We start from the raw sequence: 22,087 nt of genomic DNA, 5'->3' as shown, positions 1-22,087 counted from the left end.
CGGCAGTGTGGGTGTCGTTGCCTCCCGCTGGGACGATCGCCTCCACATCGCCCATTCGCGGCTCACCCCCACCCTTAATCGTGCAAACGCACATCGGTACTTGAACATTCCCGCCGTTCGGGGATTGTTTCGCTCATGAAGTTGTTCGCCCGCGCGCCCCGCCGGTCTCCGGGTCATATGGAGGCTCCCCCGCCGGGCCTCAGGCACATGCGGATCGTCGCCACCGGGTTGCTGGTGGTGATGGCAGCCCTGTTCCTCATCAGCCGTGCACTGGATACCGGGCACCCGGTATTCGGCTTCGTCCGCGCGTTCGCCGAGGCGGCGATGGTCGGCGGGCTGGCCGACTGGTTCGCCGTCACCGCCCTGTTCCGCCACCCGCTCGGCCTGCCGATCCCACACACTGCAATAATCCCAAGAAACAAAGACCGCATCGGCAACACCCTCGCTCAGTTCCTGAAGGATAATTTCCTGACTCCGTCAGTGGTCGCGCGGCGGATGCGAAAGATCGACGTGGCGGGGGCGGCGGGCCGGTTCCTGACCGATCCGCCCGGCAAAGGCCGCCTGCGGGAAGGCGCATCCCGGCTGATCGCTGACATATTGGAGGCGCTCGACCAGGAGCGACTGGGCGGAATGGTGAAGAGCGCGATCGCCAACCGCCTGCGCGGCATGGAGGTCGCACCGCTGCTTGGCCAAAGCCTGGACGCGGCGATCACGGAAGAACGGCACATTCCTATCCTGGACAGCCTGATCACCTGGGCTGGGCGCGCGCTCGATGCCAACGAGGATATGATCCGAAACATGGTCCAGCAGCGCGCCAACTGGGTCATGAAAATGGCCGGGCTCGACGAGAGGCTCGCCAGCGCGATCATCGACGGTTTGCGCCGGCTCAGCATCGAGATGGCGGTCGATCCCGCGCACCCGGTTCGGCTCAAGGCCGAGGAGGGGCTCGCCGACCTTGCCTGGCGCTTGCAGCATGATCCCGAGCTGCGCGCCAAGGTCGAGGAGATGAAGAACGAGATCATCGGCAATCGGGCGGTGGCCAGCTGGATTGAGGGGTTGTGGGAGAAGGCGCGCGCCGGCCTGCTCAACGCCGCGCGCAACCCGGACGCCACAATGGCCGGACGATTCGGGGACGCCCTGCGCCAGCTAGGCGCCACCTTGCAGCAGGACCCAAGGCTCAAAGCGACGATCAATCAGTTCGCTCGCCGCGCCGTGGTCGGAGCGGTCGCAAGCTACGGCTCCGGCATCGTCGCGCTCGTGTCGGACACCATCCGCGGTTGGGACGCGCGGACCATCACCAATCGGCTGGAAGCCGCCGTGGGCCGCGACCTGCAATATATCCGCATCAACGGTACGTTGGTCGGTGGCTTGGTCGGCGTGCTGATCCACGCCTTCGAGGTTTTCGGCTGATCCTGGAGGACCCGGGGGCTCAGCAGGGGGCAAGGCGAACATCGAACGTGCCGGCCGGGCTTGGCTTGAGGATCTCCCGCGCGGGCACCGCCGGGTCGAGCCACCGCGCCCAATCGGACCGGGGGACCACCATTACCTGCCGGTCGTGATATGGCGCGACATCGGGGCCGGGTTCGCCAGTCAACATCGTGCAGGCCTCGCCCACTTCGCGGGTCGACCGCCACAGGCCCGCGATGCAGAACCAGTTCTCGCCCCGCACCGTGAACAGCCACCGATCCTTCTTCGCTCGCTTCCCCCGCGCCCCATCGGGGGCTGGCGGATCGGTATATTCGTAGAAGCCGTCCGCCACGATCAGGCACCGCCCGGTCGTGAACTCGCGTCCGTCCGAGCGGTAGTTGAAGACCGGCTTCCCGCCCGGTCCCGGCCAGCTCCAGCGGCGCTGGACGAGTTCGGCGGCGCCCGGCTCGTCCGCGGCAGCCCGCACGATCGCGGTGGGATCGGTGATGCGGATGCTCTCCAGCGCCTGGAGGTTCGGCGCACCTTCCGGAAAGCGAAGCGGGATCCGCAGCTGCGAGAAGTCGGTCGCGATCTCCCCCAACGCGACGGCGCGGCGATGCTCGTTGCACATGCCCGGGGCGCTACACGACTGCGCCCGCCCGGCGAAGCGGATTGCTCCTATTCCGGGCAAGGCCGTTCGGCTAGCTGGGGTGCGGGATGCCTGAAGGGAATGGAATGAACGGCTCCGCGATCAGCGCCGCATCGACAGGAACGGGCCGCTTCCAGACCCGGCTCGAACTGCCCGGTGGGCCGATCCTGGCGGATGAGCCCGCCGACGTGGGCGGGCTCGGCACCGGGCCGACGCCATACCAGTTGCTGAGCGCCGCGCTCGCCGCCTGCACGTCGATGACGCTTCGGCTCTATGCGGAACGCAAGGGCTGGGTCCTCCCGTCCTTCACCGTCGAGGTCTCCCACAGCTTCGTCGCGCCGCGCGACCGTTTCGATCGCCACATCGTCTTTTCCGAACCGCTTTCTCCCGAATGGCGGTCGCGCCTCGCCGAGATTGCCGACCAGTGCCCCGTGCACCGTACGCTGATTCGGGGCTTCGAGATCGTCACCACGGCTGGCCCCGGGGAAGCGGCGGACCCTGCCGGCCAGCATCTCAGCGACATGGAAGCCGCCTGCGCCGACTGATCGGGCCGGCTGCGTCGCGGCTTTAAGTTTCCAAACTTTAACCGTCCATCAAACCTCTCCGGCTACGACCACGGCTCTCGACCCGCAGGCCATGGACGCTGATGTATCACGCTCCCCTTTCCGCTGACGCGCCCCAGAACGACGCTCCGGTCGAGCTGCCGGAGGAGGATATCGGCTACGAGGACGGCAATGAGCGGTTGCGCGAGGCCCATCTAAGAAACGGACAGGCGCAGGTTACCGCGCTTTTCGCTCCATACCTCGCCCTGTCCGGCCTCGGCACCGCCCTGCTCGCCGCTTGGGCCATGTTCGGCCATGCGGGCCTCCAACTGATAATTCCGTGGATGGCGCTGGTCTGCTTCGCCCACTGGATGACTTATCGACGGGCGGCTGACGCAGGCACCGCAGCGGGAAGCCGTTCGGCGCGCGCCCCCGCCGAATGGCGCCGGATCGCGGAAGCCGTCGGCCTGGCGATCGCCTGGTGTTCGCTCCCGACCTATGCCTTCGTCACCGCCGACGGACCCGTCCAGGTCGTGATCGGCGGCGCGATGGGGGCGATGATTGTCGCCGGCCTCGCTCTGGTGGCGCTGCCCCGCGCGGCGCTCGCCTGGATTGCGACCTTCACGCTGGCGCTTTGCATCGCGAACTTCTTCGGCAGCCCGAGCCTCGATCCCAAGCTGGCTGCCGCGATCATTGGCCTCGCCGCGATCACGATCTTCGGCATCGGCCGGCTCACCCGCTGGACCTATTCCCAACTCGGCGACACCGCCAAGGTCCGCGCCCAGGCCGAGTCGGTGCGCCTGTTGCTGCGTGAATATGAGCATCGCGGCGTGGGCTGGCTTTGGCAGGTCGATAGCGAGAACCGCGTCGTCTATATCTCCAGCCGCATGACCGCCCTGCTTGGCCGTTCCACCAGCCAGCTGATCGGCCACTCGCTTCCTGCCTCGCTCGGCGGCAATTCGGCGCTCGGTCGCACCCTGCTCGCCCGCCAGCCCTTCGCCAACCTCGAGATGGAGCTCAAGACCCGCCGCGGCTCGCGCTGGGTCAGCCTGGCCGGCGATCCGATCATCGACATGGCCGGCGCGTTCCAGGGCTTCCGCGGGGTCGGCTCCGACATCACGGAAGTCCGCAAGACCCAGGAGCGCCTGACCAACTTGGCCAATATGGACGTGCTGTCCGGCCTGCCCAATCGCGGGCGCGTTCGGCAGCTTCTCGGCGAGGCACTGTCGACGGCGCAGTCGACCAATGTGCCCTGCGCGATCATGTTCCTCGACCTGGACGGCTTCAAGCCTGTCAACGACACGTTCGGCCACCCCAAGGGCGATGCGGTGCTGAAGGGCGTGGCTCAGCGCCTCGTCAAGGAAGTCGGTGATGCGGGGCACGTCGGCCGCATGGGCGGCGACGAATTCGCGATCGTCATCAAGGATGCGCAAGGCCGCAAGGTGATCGAGAATCTTGCCGCTCGCCTGATCGAGTCGGTGGCGCGTCCCTATCATATCGACAAGGTCGAGATCCGCATCGGCGTCTCCATCGGCTGCGCCTTCGGGCCGATCGACGGCCAGAGCGTCGACGACCTCATCCAGAAGGCGGACATGGCGCTTTACCAGGCCAAGAATGAGGGCCGGGGCACCTGCTGCTACTTCAACGACGACATGCGGTCCGTCGCCGAGCACCGGATGAGGCTGGAGCAGGACCTCAGCCACGCGATCGGCAACGGTCAGCTGCGCCTGCTCTATCAACCGCTGATCAATGCCTCCGATCAGACCCTGGTCGGCTTCGAAGCGCTGATCCGCTGGCACCACCCGACCCGCGGCATCGTGCCTCCGAATGATTTCATTCCGCTCGCCGAGGAAACCGGGCTCATCATGCAGCTGGGCGATTGGGTGATCGAGGAAGCCTGCCGCGCCGCCGCCACGTGGCCCGACAATATCACCGTGGCGATCAACATCTCGGCGCGTCAGCTCGTGCTCCCGGCCTTGCCCGCGACGGTCAACGCCTCGCTGTCCAAGCACCGGGTGCGGGCCAATCGGCTCGAGCTGGAAGTGACCGAAACGGTGTTCCTGGAAGATACGGCTGGCTCGCTCGACGTGTTGAAGCGGCTGCGCGCGCTTGGCGTCGGCATTGCGCTCGATGATTTCGGCACCGGCTATTCCTCGCTCGGCTATCTGAACAAGGCCGTGTTCCACAAGCTCAAGATTGATGGCAGCTTCGTTCGCGAGGCCGGAACCAACAAGGAAACGGTGGCGATCATCCAGTCGATCGTGCAGCTCGCCAAAAGCTTCCGCATGACGGTCACGGCCGAAGGCGTGGAGACCGCGGACGATTTCACCCGCATGCGCGATCTCGGCTGCCACCAGATCCAGGGCTATCTGTTCGGCCGCCCGATGAGCTTCGAACGCGCCAGCGAGTTGGTCCACGGGGCAACGCGGCGGATGAGCGCCTAAGCGTCCGCTGCTAAGCTCCAGCCGAAGCTCTCACCCGCGCCGAACGGAACCACCTCACCGATCCGCTCCGGAACCATCCCGGCCGATCGCTCCAGCGTGACCGTGCCTGAGTTAAGCGGCAGCCCATAAAAGCGCGGCCCGTTCTCGGACGAGAACGCCTCCAGACGATCCAGTGCGCCTTCCGCGTCGAACACCGCCGTGTAAGCCTCGAGCGCGAACGGGGCGTTCCAGACGCCGGCGCAGCCGCAGGCGCTTTCCTTGCGCTCGACCGTATGAGGCGCGCTGTCCGTGCCGAGAAAGAAGCGAGCTGACCCAGAGGTGGCTGCTCGACGCAACGCCAACCGGTGCCGCTCGCGCTTTGCTACCGGCAGGCAATAAGCGTGCGGCCTCAGGCCGCCTGCGAACAAGGCGTTTCGATTGATGATGAGGTGATGAGGCGTGATCGTCGCGGCGAGACCGGAGCCCCCTTCTTCCACGAAGGCCACTCCCTCGGCCGTGGTGACATGCTCCAGCACCACGTTGAGCGCGGGGAAGTCTCGGCGGAGCGGGGCCAGCACGCGCTCCAGAAAGACGGCCTCTCGGTCGAAAATGTCGATTTCGGGATCCGTCACCTCGCCATGTACGAGCAGCGGCATGCCGATCCGCTCCATCCGTTCCAGCACAGGGCGAATATTCGCGATGTCGGTGACGCCGTGCGCGCTGTTGGTCGTGGCGCCCGCCGGATAGAGCTTGGCCGCGGTGAAGACTCCCTCCGCATGGCCTAGCGCCAAGTCGTCGGGGTCGGTACGGTCGGTCAGATAGCAGGTCATCAGCGGCTGGAACCCGGCGCCCTCCGGCAGAGTGGCGTGGATCCGCTCGCGATAGGCGCGGGCACGCGCCATGTCGGTTACGGGCGGATCCAGGTTCGGCATCACGATCGCGCGCCCAAACTGCCGCGCCGTCCAGGGCAGCACAGCTTCCAGCATTGCACCGTCGCGCAGGTGGACGTGCCAGTCGTCGGGGCGGCGGATTGTCAGGCGTTGGGTCACATGGCTCCACGGGCTAGCAGGCGGGCGCCGGTCGTCCTAACTCAGCCCTATGCCAGCCACCACCCTAACCGACCGATCCCTGCTCCGTTTGTCGGGCGAGGATGTTTGCGGCTTCCTCCAGGGCCTCGTCACCCACGACACCGCCCTTCTCGCGCCCGCTCGCCCGCTCTGGGCCGGGCTGCTGACGCCGCAAGGCAAGGCCCTGTTTGATTTCATCCTGTGGGCGGACGGGGACGACGTATTGGCCGACTGCGAGGCCGATCAGGCCGAGGGCTTGCGCAAACGCCTGACCCTCTACCGCCTTCGCCGACCCATCCGGATCGAGCGCGAGGAGCAACTGGCGGTGCATTGGTCGCGGGACGACGGCCCCACGCATGATCCGCGTCTGCCGGAGCTCGGTTTTCGCTGGCTCGCACCTGCCGATGAACCCGCGAGCGGCTGGCTCCCCCACCGGCTCTCGCTCGGCGTCCCGGAGGGAGCGGCCGAACTCGGGCAGGACAAGACGCTCTGGCTGGAATGCAACGCCGCCGAGCTGAACGGCGTCAGTTTCACCAAGGGCTGCTATGTCGGCCAGGAGAATACGGCGCGGATGAACTATCGCAGCAAGGTCAACCGCCGGCTGGTCGTCGTGCCAACCGACGCCCCCGGCAATCGCGCCCGCATCCACTATCCCGAGCTCGGCCTCGCCGTGGAGCATCGCCGGGTGGAAGATCTCGGCAACGCGATCGTCCCGGCCTGGCTCGCAGCCGCGCTCGCCTGACGTGCTTGCCCGGGTCGCTTCCCGGGCATAGTCGTCGGCGCATGAAAGCCATTCCCTTCCTTGCCGCCTTGGCTCTGATCGCCAGCCCCGCTTCGACCCTCGCCCAAGCGACTCCCGCCCGGGCGAACGCCGCGATCAGCCGGATCGTCGCCAGCGCGGAATACAAGAAAGCCGCCGCCGCGCTGGATGCGGGGCACGCCCGCTGGGTGGAGGACGTGATTGCGATCACGGAGATACCGGCACCTCCCTTCAAGGAGCAGGCGCGCGCCAAAGCCTATCTCGCCATGTTCCAGGCGCGGGGGCTGAGCGACACCGCGATCGACGCGGAGGGCAATGTGCTGGGACTTCGCAAGGGGGCGGGCGAGGGGCCCTTGCTGGTGGTTTCCGCACATCTCGACACGGTGTTTCCGGAAGGCACGAACGTGAAGGTCCGCCGTGAGCCGGACAAGCTCCACGCGCCCGGCGTGGGCGACGACAGCGCTGGGCTCGCGACGCAGCTCGCGCTCATCGACGCGATGAACGCGGCCGGCATTCGCACCCGCGGCGACATCCTGTTCGTCGGCACAGTGGGCGAGGAGGGGCTTGGGGACCTGCGCGGCGTCCGCTACCTCTTCACCAAGGGCAAGTATAAGGATCGGGCCAAGGCCTTCATCTCGATCGATGGCGTCGGCAGCACTGGCTTCACCACCGGCGGAACCGGCTCCAAGCGCTACCGACTGACCTTCAAGGGGCCGGGCGGGCACAGCTCCGGCGCTTTCGGGATCGTGAACCCGATGGCCGCGCTCTCGCAGTCCGTGGTGGACCTCTACAAGTTGCAAGTGCCGTCGAGCCCCCGGACGACGTTCAGCGCCAGCGTGGTCGGCGGCGGCACTTCGGTGAACGCCATCCCGGAGCAAGTCTGGCTCGAGGTCGACATGCGCTCGGACAGTGCCGCCGAGCTTGCAAGGCTGGAGCAGCGCTTTCTCGGCATCGTGGACGAGGCGGTGAAGGGCGAAAACGCCGCTCGATCGACACGGCGGGGCAGCGTCTCGGTTGAGCGCAAGCCGATCGGCGATCGCCCCGCGGGCCAGACCCCCGCCTCGGCCGAGATCGTGCAATTGGCCATGGCCGCGCATCGGGCCGAAGGCGTGGAGGCGCAGACCGGCGCCAGTTCGACCGACGCAAACATCCCGATGAGCATGGGCGTCCCGGCGATCACCATGTCGGGTGCCGCCGCGGGCGCGGGGGCTCACGCGCCCGACGAATGGGTTGGCGTCGACAAGCCGAGTAACGTGAAGCTCAAGCGCATCCGCCTCGCCACCATCCTGGCGCTGGCGGGAATTCGCTGAGGCTTTCGTCAGCGCATCAGGCCCGCCGAGCGGAGTGCGTTCTCGATCGTCGCCTGAACGCTGCTGGTTGGCCTAGCCGCAGGTGGAATGGGCGTCGGAATCAGGCGTGGTATGCTTTCGACCATGCCGTTCGCGACCGGGGCCGGACGGCGTGGCTGGCTGACCTTGGCCTGATCCGCAATTCCCCAGAATTCGGCGATCCGATCCGTCGACGAGATCGCCACGTCGAGCATGTGCGGCCCGGCGACGCCGCTCTTGCCATCGACTTGGCCGGGATCGAGGGGGGTGCCGTGACCCATGCCGGTGATCTCCAGTTGTTCGACCAGCACGCGTCCGTCCGGCCCGCGCCATTGCCGCCGCGGGTAGCCGTCGATGCGATCCGAGGTGCCGCGCGCGCCTTCCAGGCTATGCACCGACAGCCATTGCTGAACGACATCATCGCCGTTGCCGGAATTCACGATATGGTCGGCGCTGCCGTGCCACACCGATACCCGCGGCCACGGCCCGCGATGTGGTGACGCCGCCCTAACTGCATTACCCAATATCGTCGGAGCTGCGCGACCCCGCCCGCTCATGCAAGCGAGCGCTTCGCCCAAATCGGTGGCGCAGCCATAGGCAAGACCCGCGATGACAGCGCCACCGGCGAACAGTTCCGGGTAGGTGGCGAGCATCACGCTCGCCATCGCGCCTCCGGCCGACAGGCCCGTCACGAAGACGCGTGTGCGGTCGACGCCGTGGCGGTCCGTCACGCGCTCAACCATCTGGCGGATCGACTCCGCTTCGCCCGCGCCGCGAGTTGCGTCGCCCGGCTGAAACCAGTTGAAGCAGAGGTTGGAATTGTTCGCCCGCTGCTGCTCAGGGAAGAGCAGGGCAAAGCCGTGCCGGTCGGCGAGGCGCGACCAGCCTGAGCCCTCGTCATAGCCCGCCGCGTTCTGGGTGCAGCCGTGCAGAACCACCACCAGCGGCGCACCCGCGGGTAGATGATCGGGAAGGTAGATGCGCGCCCGGAGGTTGCCGGGATTGCGGCCGAAGGCGGGCAGGTCCGTCAAGCGGTCCGTCCTGGCTTCCGCCATCTTTGGGCGTGTCGCCTTCAGGCGCTTGATTGTCTCGGATACTCGCATTTACGTTCCTCCCGGGACCGGCAGGAACAAGCCGATCGGAGCATGAACGCTGCAGTGCAGCATAGGTTGCTGCAGCGCAACAATCAGTGCTTCAGGCGGGATTAGTGGACGAAGCGGGCGACCACGTCCCGATAGCTGCGGCTCACCTTTACCTGGCTGCCTGAATCCAGAACCAGGAAGCACTCGCCGTTGGTGTGCGGCTTGACCTGGCGGACGAGGTCCAGATTGACGATGCAGGAGCGGTGGACGCGCTGGAAGCGGCGCGGATCGAGCCGCTTCTCCAGATCCTTCATCGTTTCGCGCAGGATCAGCGTGTTGTCGCCGGTGTAGATGCACATGTAATCACCGGCGGCGTCGATCTTCTCGATCGAATCGACATCGACGCGGAAGATCTGTCCGCGATCCTTGATGTTGATCAGCTTCTCGTAGCGGCCGGCGGCGTGCGCCTCATCGCTGCCGTCATTCATGCTGTCCACTGCGTCCGGCGCGACTTCGGCAAGCACCTCCTTGAGCTTGCCCGCTTCCTCGGCTCCGCGCTTTTCGGCAAGCCGCTGGCGAACGCGTTCGAGAGTGTCGGCGAGCCGCTCTTCCTCGACTGGTTTCATCAGGTAATCCATCGCCTGCGCCTGAAAGGCGCGGATCGCGTGATCGGTGTAGGCGGTGACGAACACGACCAGCGGCGGCTCGACTTCCATCAGCCCCTGGATCACCGAAAAGCCGTCGAAGCCGGGCATCTGGATGTCGAGAAAGACCAAGTCCGGCTTATGCGTCTTGATCGCGCGGATCGCCTCCCGGCCGTTTGAGCAGGTTTCGACGATCTCGACATCCTCATGACGCTCCAGGCGCAGCCTCAACCCCTGGATCGCCAAGGGCTCGTCGTCGACCAGGATCGTGCGAATGGTCATTTCACTTCCTCGGATTGAATCTGGTGGGGAATGTCGATGGTCACGCTGAAGCCCCCGTCAGCGTTCGTTTGAGTCTCAAAACGATGCTCGGCGCCATAGGCCTGCGTCAAACGGTCGCGTATATTCGCCAGTCCGACTCCGGTGCTCTGTTCGGCCCTGATCGTGTAGCCGCTGTCCGCCCCCGGGCCGGTATCCACCACCGTGATGATCACCCTGTCGCCGATCCGACGCGCTTCGACCGCGATATCTGCGCCGTCCTCCTGCGGTGTCACCGCATATTTGATCGCGTTCTCGACGAGCGGCTGCAGCAGCAACGAGGGCAAGCGAGCGCCAGACGCCGAGGCATCGATGCGAAAGCAGGGACGAAGCCGATCCTCGAAGCGCATCTTCTCGATCTCGAGATAGAGTTTCAACGTCTCTACCTCCTGTTCGAGGGTGACCGATCCGGTCGGCTCGTTGACCAGCGTGTAGCGCAGGAAGGAGGACAGCCGCGACAGCATCGCGTTGGCGCGCTCGGTTTGCTTGAGCAGCACCAGCGTCGAGATCGAATTGAGCGTGTTGAACAGGAAATGCGGGTTAAGCTGGTAGCGGAGCATCGCCAGCTGCGCGAAATTGGCCTGGCTTGCGAGCTGCACCATTCGGTCGTGCCGCTCCTCCAGAAGCAGGTAGTAATTGATCGCAAAGTAAAGTGCCGACCATGCCGTCAGCAGGATGAAGGTGAGCAGGATCGCGCCGAGGAAACGGATGCCCGCGGGCCGCGTCCCCGGCTCGAGAAAGGTAGCGTAGCTCCAGGTCACGATCGCCGAAAAGGCCGCTGCCGCCAGCAGCACCAGCGTGATCGAAACCGCCCAGGTGACGAGCGGCTTGACCCTGATCAGCCGGCGGAATGCGGCGGCCATCAGCAGCGTCAGGGAATAGCCGGTCGCGGTCAGGATCGCGGTGTGGATAACGAAACTCCACCCCATGGCATTGGCGATGCCGGAGAGGGTGTGCAGCAGGAAGTAACCGCCCCAGCCCGCCGATTGCAGAATCCAGAAAGCCCGGTTCTTGTCCTCGAAGAAGGGTTCCTGCTGAAGGCGCAGCGGTCCCCAGCTTTTCTTCACGGCTTCCGTCCCGGCCGTCGCCGGCGCGGGCGCGCTGATCTGAGCAGTGCTACTGGCCACCGCCGCCCTTCTTAGCCGGTACAACCAGCATCGACCAGTCGGGAGCGTCGGCAACGTGCCGCGCCACCGCCGCGCGGACATCCTCCGCCGTCATCTTCTGATAATCGGCAGGGAAGCTCCGGATATAATCGATCATTTCCGGCTGGCGGACCCAGTCCTCCAGCGCATTCAGCCAATAGGCGTTGGTTCGCATCCGCCGCTCGATGCCGGTCAGCACGGGGTTCTTCGCCCGCTCGAATTCATCGGGAGCCGCCGGCTTCGCGGCGAGGTCGGCGACGATCTCGCGGGCGATGCGGAAGAAGGTTGGCGCGCTCTCCGGCTTGAGTTCGGATGCTGCGTAGAAGATGCCCCAGCTCGGCATGTCCTCCGAACTGCTCGACAGCGCGTTCGGCGAATAGGACGCGCCTTCCGCCTCCCGCAGCCGCTCGAACAAGCGGACCTGGAGCATGTTGGCCGCGAGCGCCAGCGCACGCCGGTCCATCCGCCGGTCGATGCCGCCGAACGTCGACCAGCCGATCACGGCATAGGCCTGATTGGGGTCGCCCTGGTGCGTGTAAGTGCGTGGCGTGGGGCTCGGTGCTGGCGGCTGGACCGAGCGCGCCGAAGCGGCCGCGCGTCGCGTCTGCCCAGTAGGCAGCGCCGCTATCGTGCGGGAAAAGGCCTGCACGGCGGTCTCGATATCCACGTCCCCGACAATGATCCCGTCGACCGGGTCCGGCTTCAGCAGCGGCGCGAAGAAGCGTTCGACATCGCCGAGCTGTGCTTGCGCGAGTTCGGCCTTCTCGACCGGCGACCAGCGCGCGTCGCCGCCTCGGGTGAACGCCGATAGTTCCCGCCCGGCCCGCGCGCTCGCCGAGGCGAAGGCCAAATCATAGCTTTGCAGAGCGCCCGTCTTGAAGCGCGCGAACAGCGGCGCGTCCCAGCGCGGATGCGCGAGTTTGGTGGCCATGATCCGCAGCTGATCGCCAAGCTCCTGGCCGCTGGTGGAGCCGCTGAGCTCGAACGCATCTTCCGAAATGCCGAAGCCGAGCGCGACCCGCCGGCCGGTCATCAGCCGCTCGACCCCGTCGAGATCGAGATTGGCGAAGCCCGACGGCCCGACCAGCCCGCCAGCCCAGGCGAGCGACGGCTGGTCCGGCGACAGGCCGAGCAGGCCCTGGCCCCAGCGCAGGCTGACCTGCACCGTTCCTTTATCGAAATCGGTGCGCTTGAACGTGAGCGTGGAACCGTTGGCGAAGCCGACGATGGTGACGTCCATATCCTCGATCCGCTGGCGCGAGACCTCCCGCCCCGGGGCCCCGAGGGGCGGCAGATCGTCGATGCTGACGCGGCGATCCGATTGGCGCTGGGCCGGCTTCACCCTTTTGGCAAGCGCCAGGGCCTTTGCGATCCCGGGCAGACCGCCTGCGATCGGCTGCGGACTCAGCAGCATCAGCCGCGGTCCAGAGCCGCTGAACAGGCTCTCCATGCCTTTGCCGACCCGCGCCGGCGTCATGTCGCGCTCGAAGGTCGCAAGCATCGTCTGGATCGTCCTGGCGGACGCGACCACGGCTTGATCGTCGATCGCGTTGACGAGCTGCTGCGCGCGCTGCGGCGAGCGAACCGTGGTATCCGCTTCGACGGAGGCGGCGGCGGCGGTTCGAAGGTTGCTGAGCTCGCGCGCGATCTCCGCCTCGCTCGGCGGCGCCCGGAGCGCGTCGCGTACGATCGCGAAGCTCTGGTTCAGCGCTTCCTGCCAGCGTCCCTCCCGCGCTGTGATCGAGAGCTGGGTCATGTCGGCGATATGCGTGGAGCGACTCTCGCCGACGCCCGCATTGACGAAGTCGGCCTCGCCGCGGGCCTTCGCCTCGAGGCGGCGGTTGAGGATGCGGGCGCCGATCGAACGGGCCAGGTCGTCGCGTTCGCGCGCGATCGTGTTCGGAAGCGTCTGGTATGGCCTGAGCCAGGCGAACGAGGCGGTAAAGGGAGCGCCGGGATAAGCGAGGGTCGCCGCGCGCTGCTTGGGGGAGGCGATCGCGCCGAAATCGGGCTCGCGCGGGGGCGGGCCGCTCGCGCGCCAGTCGCCGAAGCGCTTGGCGATCAGCCGCTCCATCGAAGCGGGATCGGCGTCGCCGACCATGATCACCGTCGCCCGGTCGGGCCGATACCAACGCTCGTAAAAGGCGCGCAGTCCGTCCGCGGTCGCTCCGGCGAGCGTCGCTTCGGTACCGATCGTGTCGCGGTCGGCGATGCGCAGGCCGGAGTAGAAAAGCGGCCAGCTCGTCTCCTGCATGCGCTGGCTGAGCTCGGGCCGGCGGCCCTTTTCGGCCAGCACGACCTTGCGCTCAGCGTCCACGACCGCGGGGTCGAACAAGGCCGAATCGACCATCTCGGAAAGGACATGGAGGCTGGTGTCGAGGCTCGCCTCGTCGGCATGGGGCAGATCGAGCTGGTAGACGGTCTGGGTCGGGCTGGTGAAGGCGTTGGTGTCGCTGCCGAAGCTGGCGCCGAGCTTCTGCCAGATGCGCCGGCCCTCGCCGTCGCCAAAGGCCTTGGTGCCGCGAAAGGCGAGATGTTCGATATAATGGGCCCAGCCCCGCTCGCGGTCCTCCTCGTGGAGCGAACCGGCGTCGATCCGCACCCGGATCGAGACCTGCCGTTCGGGCAGGGCGTTCCGCCGCACGGCGTAGCGCAGGCCGTTAGGAAGCGTGCCGAAGGTCCAGGCCGGATCGCGCGGAATGTCGCTGCCGCGGTAAAGCCAGTCGGCATCGCCGGCGGCGAGCGCGGGCGCGCCGGTCAGGATCAGGAAGGCGAGGAGGAAGCGGCGGAGGAGGTTCATGGAGCTCATCTAGTCGGTTCGGCTCGTCACGATAGCCGTCAATCCCGCGAACTCACCCGAAGCCACGTTGACTCTGCCTGAACAGGCGTGGAACATAATAGGAACAGATGAGTCCCGAGTCGTATGTCCAGCCTGACCCCGAGCCGAACCGAACGCCTTGCCTCTTTGCGTGCGGAAGTGCGCGCGATCGAATCGGTGGGCTGCGGCGAGACGCGCGACTGCCTGGCTTTCGGCGTGGATGCAATCGACCGGCGGCTGGCGGGCGGCGGCCTTGCCGTGCCCGGGCTGCATGAGATTGCGGGCGCAGGGCCGGGCTTGAGCGACGATGCGGCGGCGACCTTGTTCCTCGCCGGCATCGGCGCGCGGCTGGGCGGAGGCAAGGGGATCGTGCTTTGGGCCCTGTCCCGCCGCGACCTGTTCGCGCCGGGTTTGGCGCAGGCGGGGCTGGGGCCAGACCGCGTACTCTACGCCGAATGCCGGGGCGATGAAGAAGTGCTGGCGGTGATGGAGGAGGGCCTGCGCCATCGCGGCCTTGTCGCCGTGGTCGGCGAGGTCGGCCGCGCCGCCATGGCTTCTTCCCGCCGGCTCCAGCTCGCCTCGGAAGAAGGGGGCACCGCCGCCCTGATGCTGAAGCGCTGGCGCAAGGCGGACGCCGATCCGCTCGCCGAGCCGTCCGCCGCCGTCACCCGCTGGCGGATCGCGCCCGCGCCATCCTCACCGCTGCCGGTGGAGGGCATCGGCCGTCCCCGCTGGCGCGTCACCCTTGCCCGCCAGCGCGGCGGCGAATCGTTCGAACTTCTGATGGAGGGCACCGATGCCCAGGGTCGCCTCGCTCTACCTGCCCAACCTCGCGATCGACCGGATCAGGCGGCTGGAACGCGGCAGGTTGCAGCCTAGCCCCTTTCCCGTTCAGGGAGAAATGGATCGCCTGGCTCTGTCCCCCGGACAGAGCCTTAGTGGCGATTCATGGACTCAAAGCGCCAGCTTTGGGAGGGTGAGGGCGTCTGACTCAACCAAGCCCGCTCCCGCTCCCTACGGTCGCCCCACCGAAGAACGCGCCGGGCCTTGGTGGCCGGACGCGCGCTGGCCGGAAAACGCCAAGGAACGTGCTAAGCTGCTTGCCTTGCGCGAGCAGATGGGGCTCGATCAGCCCTCCAACCAGCCCGCGCCGGAGGTCAACGACCCGCGCTCCGGCGGCTGGCGCCCCGGCGCGCACTGGGCGAAAAGCTCCGACGAGTGGCTCGACCGCAAGATCGCGTCCAAGCGCATGAAACGCCAGGCGGTGGCCGAGCAGATCGAGCAACTGCCGCTCCACCAGCGCCCACCGATGCGCGAACTCGGCCGGCGCAGCGAGAACCTGCCCCACCCGTTCCGGGCCATGCCGCCCGACGAGGCCGCGCAACCCACCGGGCGCGTCTCGCCCTACAATCTGGAAGGCGCCTTCTGGCAGCAGGGCCGCACGCTTGGCTGCTTTGTGGCGCGAGCGGTAAGCACCAACCCCTCTCCCGCTTGCGGGAGAGGGAGGGACCCAAGCGAAGCTTGGGAGGGTGAGGGGGCGCGGGCGAAGCTCGCGCCTGCGGCGCTCGCCCCTCACCCCAACCCTCTCCCGCAGGCGGGAGAGGGGGCTATCGTCACCACGCGCCGCGAGGGCCAGCGCATGGTGATCGCCGCTGCCTGCCCCGCAGCACAGGCGCTCGGGCTTCAACCCGCCATGCCCGTCACGCAGGCGCGCGCGCTGGTGCCGGGGCTCGACGTCCGTCCTGCCGAACCGGAGGCCGAAGCGGCGCTCCTTACCAGCCTCGCTTTATTCGCCGCCCGACGCTGGACCCCGGTCGCCGCCATCTCCGATCCGGCCGGCCTGTTCCTGGACCTGACTGGCGTCGCTCACCTGTTCGGGGGCGAGGAGCGGATGTGCCTGCGGATCCTGCGCTTCTGCGCGCGCGCCGGCTACTCGGCCCGGATCGCCGTTGCCGGAACCGCGGGCGCCGCCCACGCCCTGGCCCGCCACGCCCCCGGCCCGATCACCCTGTGTCGTTCGGGCGAGGAGCTGGACGCGCTGGCAGGGCTGCCTTTGGCAGCACTCCGGATCGGCGAGGATGCGGTCACCGCCGCCCGCCGGCTCGGCATCGAGCAGATCGGCGCGCTCGCCGCCATGCCGCGCGCGCCGCTCAGCCGCCGCTTCGGGCCCGCTCTGCTCACCCGCCTCGACCAGGCGCTCGGCCGCGCGCCCGAGCCGCTCGATCCGATCGTCCCCGTCGACCCCCCTTGCGCCAGCCTCCGCCTGGTCGAGCCGATCAGCACCGCCGAAGCCATCGCCGAAGTCATCGGCGACCTTATGACCACTTTGCTGCGCACCCTGGAGGAGACCGGCCTCGCCGCCCGCGCGCTCACCCTCCTCTGCCTCCGTGTCAATGGCGAAGAGCAAAGGATCGGCATCGGCACCGCCCGCGCCACCCGCGACCGGCTCCATCTCCTTCGCCTCCTTTGTGCAAAGATCGACAGGATCGAGCCCGGCTTCGGCATCGAGGCCATGCGCCTCCTGGCCGGCCGCTGCGAGCCGCTCGGGCCTCAGCCGATCGACGGCGAACTGGCCGGCGAGAAGCCCACGCCCGACATCGTCCCGCTGGTCGACACGCTCTGCGGCCGGCTCGGGCAGCGCGGCGTCTTCCAGGTGCGCGCAGTTGAAAGCGACGTGCCCGAACGCAGCCTGCGCCGCGTCGCTCCGCTGGCGGCGACCTCCTCTTGGCCGGATTGGGCGCGCCCCATCAGGCTGCTTGTCCCGGCCGAGCGGGTCGAGGGCGTCATGGCCGAGCTGCCCGATCATCCGCCCCGCCGCTTCTCCTGGCGCGGCCGCACCTACCGCGTCGCCCGCGCCGACGGCCCCGAGCGCATCCATGGCGAATGGTGGAAGCATAGCGGCGAGGCGGACGCGGTCCGCGATTACTTCCAGATCGAAGACGATTCCGGCCACCGCTTCTGGCTATACCGCCGCGGCGACGGTCTCGATCCGCGCACCGGCGATCTGAGCTGGCACATGCAGGGCCTGTTTGCGTGAGGGGGTCAGCGGCAGGCGTCGATCGCCTGGAGAAAGCCGGCAGCGGCGTAATCAAGGATCTTTTGGTCGTTCGTCAGCAAGGGACAGCCGAGATGCCGCGCGGTTGCGACAATCATGCGATCTGCGGGATCCCCATGGATGTCGCCTGGCAAGCTACCCGCATCGATGGCGATGATTGGCGCCAGCGGCTCTATCCTAAAGCCATGTCCATCGAGAATTGCGTGCATCCAATCGATTGGACGATAGCCGAGGGGGAGCTTGCCTTTATCGACCAGCATGGCGACCTCCCAAAAACTGATAGGGGAAATGACCGCCTCATCGGCAAGCGTTGCCTGCTCGATCAGAAACCTCGCCGCCTCTTTCAGACGACTATCCCCATGCGTGAACCAGACCAGAACATGAGTATCGAGGAGGATCAATCGAGAATCCCCAGTTCGGCGTCCCACGGCCCATCATATGCCGGCATCGTCAGATCATCGACGCCGAGATAATAAGGATGTTTCAGGAACCCGAATTTAGCGCCCTTACGCTCCTGCTGCCCTGCCGGGCGCAACTCGCCGACTGCGCGTCCACGCTTGGTGATCGTTACCGGCTCGCCAGTGCGCTCGACTTCATCCAAAATTCGCAGGCACTTCGCCTTGAACTCAGCAGCACCGATCATCCTGCCCATCGCGGCCTCCTCAAGTGACCAGTTGATGTAGTCACTTCGGCGTACAACGGCAATGACATACACTGAGCTCCACACCACCACCCACTTCAGCTTCTTGCGTGGCGTGTCCTCTTGCGACGAGCTGTTCGCGGCGGCCAAGCTGCTCGGCTATGAGGCGCTCGGCATCACCGATCGCAACAGTGTCGCGGGGCTGGTCCGCGCATTGATTGCGTCCGATGCGACCGGATGCCGCCTCATCGCCGGTTGCCGGCTCGATTTGATGGACGGTTCCTCGCTGCTGGTCTGGCCGGAGGATCGGGCTGCCTGGTCGCGCCTTACCCGCTTGCTTACGGTCGGCAAGTCGGGCGCCGACCGGCGCAAGGGCGAGAAGGGCAAATGCTTCCTCCACTGGGAGGATGTCGCATCCTGGAGCAAGGGACTGGTTGCGGCCCTGCTGCCAGGCGAAGCGGACGCGGCGACCGGGATCGCGCTCGCCCAAGTTGCCGACATTTTCGGTGACCGCTCGCACCTTGCTTTGACTTACCGGCGCCGACCGGGCGAAAAAGTTCGGCTGCATGAGCTCGACACGATGGCTCGTCGATACGGCGTTCGCAGCATCGCGACCGGTGATGTGCTCTACCATTCCCCCGACCGTCGCATCCTACAGGATGTCGTCACCGCCATACGCGAAAAGTGCACGGTGGATGATCTCGGTTTCCGGCGCGAGCGGTTCGCCGACCGTCATCTGAAAGGCGTTGCGGAGATGGAGCGGCGCTTCGTCGGCTACCCCGATGCGATTCGCGCCACAGCCGACATTGCCGAACGTTGCACCTTTTCTCTGCGCGAATTGAGCTACCAATATCCGGACGAGATCGTGATGTCCGGGCGCTCTCCGCAAGAGGCTCTGGAGCGGATGACGAGAGCTGCGCTGGTTACGGCGACCAAATCCCCAAACTACACGCTGGACCAATATTCAGCTCTTCTCGAACATGAGCTCACGCTCGTGGCCAAGCTCCGCTATGCCCCCTACTTCCTGACGGTGAACTCGATCGTCGGCTTCGCGCGCAGCCAGAATATCCTCTGCCAGGGCCGAGGGTCCGCAGCCAATTCGATGATTTGCTACGTGCTCGGGATCACCTCGATTGACCCGCTCGAGCACACGTTACTGTTCGAGCGGTTTATATCCGAGGACCGCCGCGAGCCGCCGGACATCGACGTCGATTTCGAACATGAGCGGCGCGAGCAGGTGATCCAGTGGATCTACGAAATCTATGGACACGACCATGCCGCTTTGACTGCCGTGGTCAGCCGCTTCCGCGCGCGCGGCGCGGTCCGGGAGGTCGGCAAGGCGCTCGGCCTGCCCGAGGACGTCACCGGCGCCCTCGCCGGCCAAGTCTGGGGCTGGTCGCAGGAAGGGGTGGAAGAGCGCCATGCGGCTGATCTAAATCTGGATACCAGCGAGCCTCGCCTGGCACTCACGCTCGATCTCGCGCGACAGCTGATCGGGACGCCGCGGCATCTCAGCCAGCATCCCGGCGGCTTTGTCCTCGCCCGCGACCGGCTTGACGAACTGGTGCCGATCGAGCCGGCGGCTATGGCCGACCGCTGGGTGATCGAATGGGAAAAGGACGACATCGAGGAATTGAAGTTCATGAAGGTCGACGTGCTCGGCGTCGGCATGATGGGCTGCATGCGCCGGGCCTTCGATCTCTTGAAAACGCACAAGGGGATCGCGCTCGATCTCGCCTCGCCCGAGATGCAGAGCGACGATCCTGTCGTTTACGAGATGATCCAGCGCGCTGACACGCTCGGCACCTTCCAGATCGAAAGCCGCGCGCAGATGAGCATGCTGCCGCGCATGAAGCCCAAGACATTCTACGACATCGTCATCCAGGTCGCGATCGTGCGGCCGGGGCCGATCCAGGGCGACATGGTGCATCCCTATCTTCGCCGCCGCGAGGGCAAGGAGGTGCCGGAATATCCCAAGCCCGAGCTCAAGGAGGTGCTGGAAAAAACGCTGGGCGTGCCGCTGTTCCAGGAACAGGCGATGAAGGTCGCGATCGTCGGCGCGGGCTTCACGGCCGGGGAGGCGGATGCGCTGCGCCGGTCGATGGCGACGTTCAAGTTCACCGGCGGTGTCGGCGTGTTCAAGGACAAGATGATCAACGGCATGATCGCGCGCGGCTATGCCCGCGATTTCGCTGAACGGACGTTCAAGCAGATCGAGGGCTTCGGCTCCTACGGCTTTCCGGAAAGCCACGCGGCGAGCTTCGCCAAGATCGCCTACGCCTCCTCCTGGATGAAGTGCCACCATCCGGACGTCTTCTGCTGCGCCCTGCTCAACGCCCAGCCGATGGGCTTCTACGCGCCGGCGCAAATCGTCCGGGATGCGCGCGAGCATGACGTGGAGGTAAGGCCCCCCTGCATCAATGCGAGCGGGTGGGATTCTACGTTGGAAGGGGGAGAGCCCCTCTCCCTTGAGGGGAGAGGGTTGCGCAGCCTTAGCGAGCCTGAATGCAATTCAGGGGAGCTTAGGCGAAGCTGGGTGAGGGTGACAGCGTCAGAGGAAAGCCTCCAGCGCCGTCACCCTCACCCAACTCCGACTAGGCAGCAAGCTGCCAAGTCTCCGTATCCCTCTCCCCTCAAGGGAGAGGGGCACCTCATTCCCCTCCGCCTAGGCCTGCGCGTCGTGCGCGGCCTTGCCGCGATCCATGCCGAAGCCATTCTCGCCGCCCGGGCATCCGGCCCTTTCCGCAGCATCGAGGACGCCTGGCTGCGCTCGGGAGTGCCTGTCGCCGCGCTGGAGCGGCTGGCTGAGGCGGATGCGTTCCGTGGGCTCGGCTTCGACCGGCGTCAGGCGCTCTGGCAGGTGAAGGGCCTGGGCGAGAAGCAACTGCCGCTATTCGCAGCCGCCGAAGCGCGGGAGGCGGAGCGCGAGCCCAAGGTCCAGCTCACCCCGATGACGACCGGCCGCGAGGTGGTCGAGGACTATCATTCCACCCAGCTTACGCTGCGCGATCACCCGCTCGCCTTCCTGCGCCCCGAGCTCGAGCGGCGCGGCATCATTCCGTGCGCCGCGCTCGCCCACGTCAAGAACGGCCGCAAGGTCGAGGTGGCCGGCATCATCCTCGTCCGCCAGAAGCCCGGCTCGGCCAAGGGCGTCTTGTTCATCACCATCGAGGACGAGACCGGCATCGCCAACGGCATCATCTGGCCGGCCCGGTTCGAGGCGCAGCGCCGCGTCGTGCTGTCTTCGGCGATGATCGGCATCAAGGGCACCGTCCAGCGCGAGGGCCCTGTGATCCACGTCATCGCCGATCGGATCGAGGATTATACGCCGTTGCTGCGCACTGTCGGCGAGCGCGAATTCCCGCACCGGCCCGGCCCCGGCGACGGCGCCACCCATCCCGGCTCACCCGACGCGCGCGACTCCAAGCCGCCGCGCCACCAGGATTGGGAACGCCGCGTCCGCGACTCTTACCACTCGCCTTTCCGCACCGGCGCCGACCCGGAGGAAATTATCCGGCAGAAATCGCGCGACTTCCATTGAGCAGCGCCAAACGCAGCCGGGATCAGCCGGTCAGGCTGCGAACGAAATCATGCAGGAAAACCCGGCGGGTCGCCTTCAACCGCTCGGACTTGAGGATGGTGTGGACCAGCGAGCGGCATTTCTCCGCATCGTTGTTGATCAGCACATAATCATACTCCGCCCAGTGGCTGATCTCGGCCGAAGCGCGTTCCATGCGCCCCCGCACCACTTCGTCGCTGTCCGTCCCGCGAGTGCGAAGGCGGCGGCCGAGCTCCTCCAGCGAAGGGGGCAGGATGAACACGCGCACGATGTCCGGATCGACCTGTTTCAGCTGCTGCGTGCCCTGCCAATCGATGTCGAGCAGGACGTCGCGGCCGCCCTCGATCGTGCGCACCACTTCGCGCTTCAGCGTCCCGTAGCGATGGCCGAACACGCGCGCCCACTCGAGGAACTCTCCGCGGGCGACCATCTCCTCGAACTCGGCATCGGTCACGAAATGATAGTGCTGGCCGTCGACCTCGCCCGGCCGCATCGGGCGGGTGGTCGCTGAAACCGACATGGCGATGCCGTCGTCGCTCTCCAGCAGCATTCGCGCGATCGTCGATTTGCCTGCGCCGCTCGGGCTTGAGAGCACGAAGAGCAGGCCCCGCCGTTTGAACGCACTGACGACTTCCATGCCCGCTACTGGC

The 22,087-nt window shown here is 66.7% G+C and carries 17 protein-coding genes; 8 read left to right on the top strand and 9 right to left on the bottom strand.

The annotated features are described in order from the left end of the window. The first annotated feature begins 135 nt into the window (after window positions 1-135). On the top strand, window positions 136-1,410 hold the full coding sequence (locus VF631_RS07210) for a DUF445 domain-containing protein (protein WP_431849606.1): 1,275 nt from the start codon (window positions 136-138) through the stop codon (window positions 1,408-1,410). Window positions 1,411-1,429: 19 nt separating this feature from the next. On the opposite strand, the gene VF631_RS07205 is transcribed toward VF631_RS07210, so the two are convergent. Then, a complete protein-coding gene (locus tag VF631_RS07205; RefSeq protein ID WP_431849605.1) occupies window positions 1,430-2,038 on the bottom strand; it encodes an SOS response-associated peptidase family protein in 609 nt (202 codons plus the stop codon). Between the two features lie 86 nt (window positions 2,039-2,124). On the opposite strand from VF631_RS07205, the gene VF631_RS07200 reads away from it, so the two are divergent. Next, window positions 2,125-2,601 (top strand): OsmC family protein, encoded by a 477-nt coding sequence (locus VF631_RS07200; RefSeq protein ID WP_431849604.1) that lies wholly within the window; start codon window positions 2,125-2,127, stop codon window positions 2,599-2,601. 101 nt (window positions 2,602-2,702) lie between these two features. Next, window positions 2,703-5,042: a putative bifunctional diguanylate cyclase/phosphodiesterase gene (locus VF631_RS07195; protein WP_431849603.1), complete on the top strand. Its 2,340-nt coding sequence runs from the start codon at window positions 2,703-2,705 to the stop codon at window positions 5,040-5,042. On the opposite strand, the gene pyrC is transcribed toward VF631_RS07195, so the two are convergent. Then, complete coding sequence (pyrC, locus tag VF631_RS07190; RefSeq protein WP_431849602.1) at window positions 5,039-6,070, bottom strand: dihydroorotase; 1,032 nt, start codon at window positions 6,068-6,070, stop codon at window positions 5,039-5,041. The genes VF631_RS07195 and pyrC overlap by 4 nt on opposite strands. Before the next feature lie 49 nt (window positions 6,071-6,119). Between pyrC and VF631_RS07185 the strand changes: the two genes are divergently transcribed. Then, complete coding sequence (locus tag VF631_RS07185) at window positions 6,120-6,830, top strand: YgfZ/GcvT domain-containing protein (RefSeq protein ID WP_431849601.1); 711 nt, start codon at window positions 6,120-6,122, stop codon at window positions 6,828-6,830. Between the two features lie 41 nt (window positions 6,831-6,871). Beyond that, window positions 6,872-8,158: a M20/M25/M40 family metallo-hydrolase gene (locus VF631_RS07180; RefSeq protein WP_431849600.1), complete on the top strand. Its 1,287-nt coding sequence runs from the start codon at window positions 6,872-6,874 to the stop codon at window positions 8,156-8,158. Between the two features lie 8 nt (window positions 8,159-8,166). Here VF631_RS07180 and VF631_RS07175 read toward each other — a convergent pair whose 3' ends face one another. The 4 genes from VF631_RS07175 to VF631_RS07160 all read right to left on the bottom strand — a co-directional run bounded on the left by VF631_RS07175 (window position 8,167) and on the right by VF631_RS07160 (window position 14,165). Further along, window positions 8,167-9,279, bottom strand: a complete 1,113-nt coding sequence (locus tag VF631_RS07175; RefSeq protein ID WP_431849599.1) for an extracellular catalytic domain type 1 short-chain-length polyhydroxyalkanoate depolymerase — start codon at window positions 9,277-9,279, stop codon at window positions 8,167-8,169. Between the two features lie 101 nt (window positions 9,280-9,380). Beyond that, entirely contained in the window at window positions 9,381-10,184 is an 804-nt protein-coding gene (locus VF631_RS07170; protein ID WP_431849598.1) for a LytR/AlgR family response regulator transcription factor, read from the bottom strand. After that, the gene (locus VF631_RS07165; protein ID WP_431849608.1) at window positions 10,181-11,287 is read right to left on the bottom strand and encodes a sensor histidine kinase; all 1,107 of its coding nucleotides are present in this window, start codon (window positions 11,285-11,287) and stop codon (window positions 10,181-10,183) included. Before VF631_RS07165 ends, VF631_RS07170 begins: the two co-directional genes overlap by 4 nt. A gap of 49 nt (window positions 11,288-11,336) precedes the next feature. Continuing rightward, window positions 11,337-14,165: a M16 family metallopeptidase gene (locus VF631_RS07160; RefSeq protein WP_431849597.1), complete on the bottom strand. Its 2,829-nt coding sequence runs from the start codon at window positions 14,163-14,165 to the stop codon at window positions 11,337-11,339. Window positions 14,166-14,342: 177 nt separating this feature from the next. Here VF631_RS07160 and VF631_RS07155 point away from each other — a divergent pair, with 177 nt between their 5' ends. Beyond that, a complete protein-coding gene (locus tag VF631_RS07155; RefSeq protein WP_431849596.1) occupies window positions 14,343-15,062 on the top strand; it encodes an ImuA family protein in 720 nt (239 codons plus the stop codon). 238 nt (window positions 15,063-15,300) lie between these two features. Next, window positions 15,301-17,220, top strand: coding sequence for a DUF6504 family protein (locus VF631_RS07150; RefSeq protein ID WP_431849595.1), 1,920 nt, complete (start codon window positions 15,301-15,303; stop codon window positions 17,218-17,220). Between the two features lie 5 nt (window positions 17,221-17,225). Here the strand turns inward: VF631_RS07150 and VF631_RS07145 are convergent, their stop codons facing one another. Continuing rightward, window positions 17,226-17,639: a type II toxin-antitoxin system VapC family toxin gene (locus VF631_RS07145; RefSeq protein WP_431849594.1), complete on the bottom strand. Its 414-nt coding sequence runs from the start codon at window positions 17,637-17,639 to the stop codon at window positions 17,226-17,228. Next, window positions 17,636-17,890, bottom strand: a complete 255-nt coding sequence (locus VF631_RS07140; protein ID WP_431849593.1) for a type II toxin-antitoxin system Phd/YefM family antitoxin — start codon at window positions 17,888-17,890, stop codon at window positions 17,636-17,638. The genes VF631_RS07145 and VF631_RS07140 overlap by 4 nt, the downstream gene beginning before the upstream one ends. A gap of 52 nt (window positions 17,891-17,942) precedes the next feature. Here VF631_RS07140 and VF631_RS07135 point away from each other — a divergent pair, with 52 nt between their 5' ends. Then, entirely contained in the window at window positions 17,943-21,419 is a 3,477-nt protein-coding gene (locus tag VF631_RS07135) for an error-prone DNA polymerase (RefSeq protein ID WP_431849592.1), read from the top strand. A 22-nt stretch (window positions 21,420-21,441) separates the two neighbouring features. On the opposite strand, the gene gmk is transcribed toward VF631_RS07135, so the two are convergent. Further along, window positions 21,442-22,074: a guanylate kinase gene (gene gmk, locus VF631_RS07130; RefSeq protein WP_431849591.1), complete on the bottom strand. Its 633-nt coding sequence runs from the start codon at window positions 22,072-22,074 to the stop codon at window positions 21,442-21,444. Window positions 22,075-22,087 lie beyond the last annotated feature (13 nt).

Origin of the sequence: Allosphingosinicella sp., from assembly GCF_036387615.1 — a bacterium.
Taxonomy (GTDB): Bacteria; Pseudomonadota; Alphaproteobacteria; order Sphingomonadales; family Sphingomonadaceae; genus Allosphingosinicella.
Note: the sequence above shows the minus strand (reverse complement) of the source record. Positions and strands in the feature narration are given on the sequence as shown.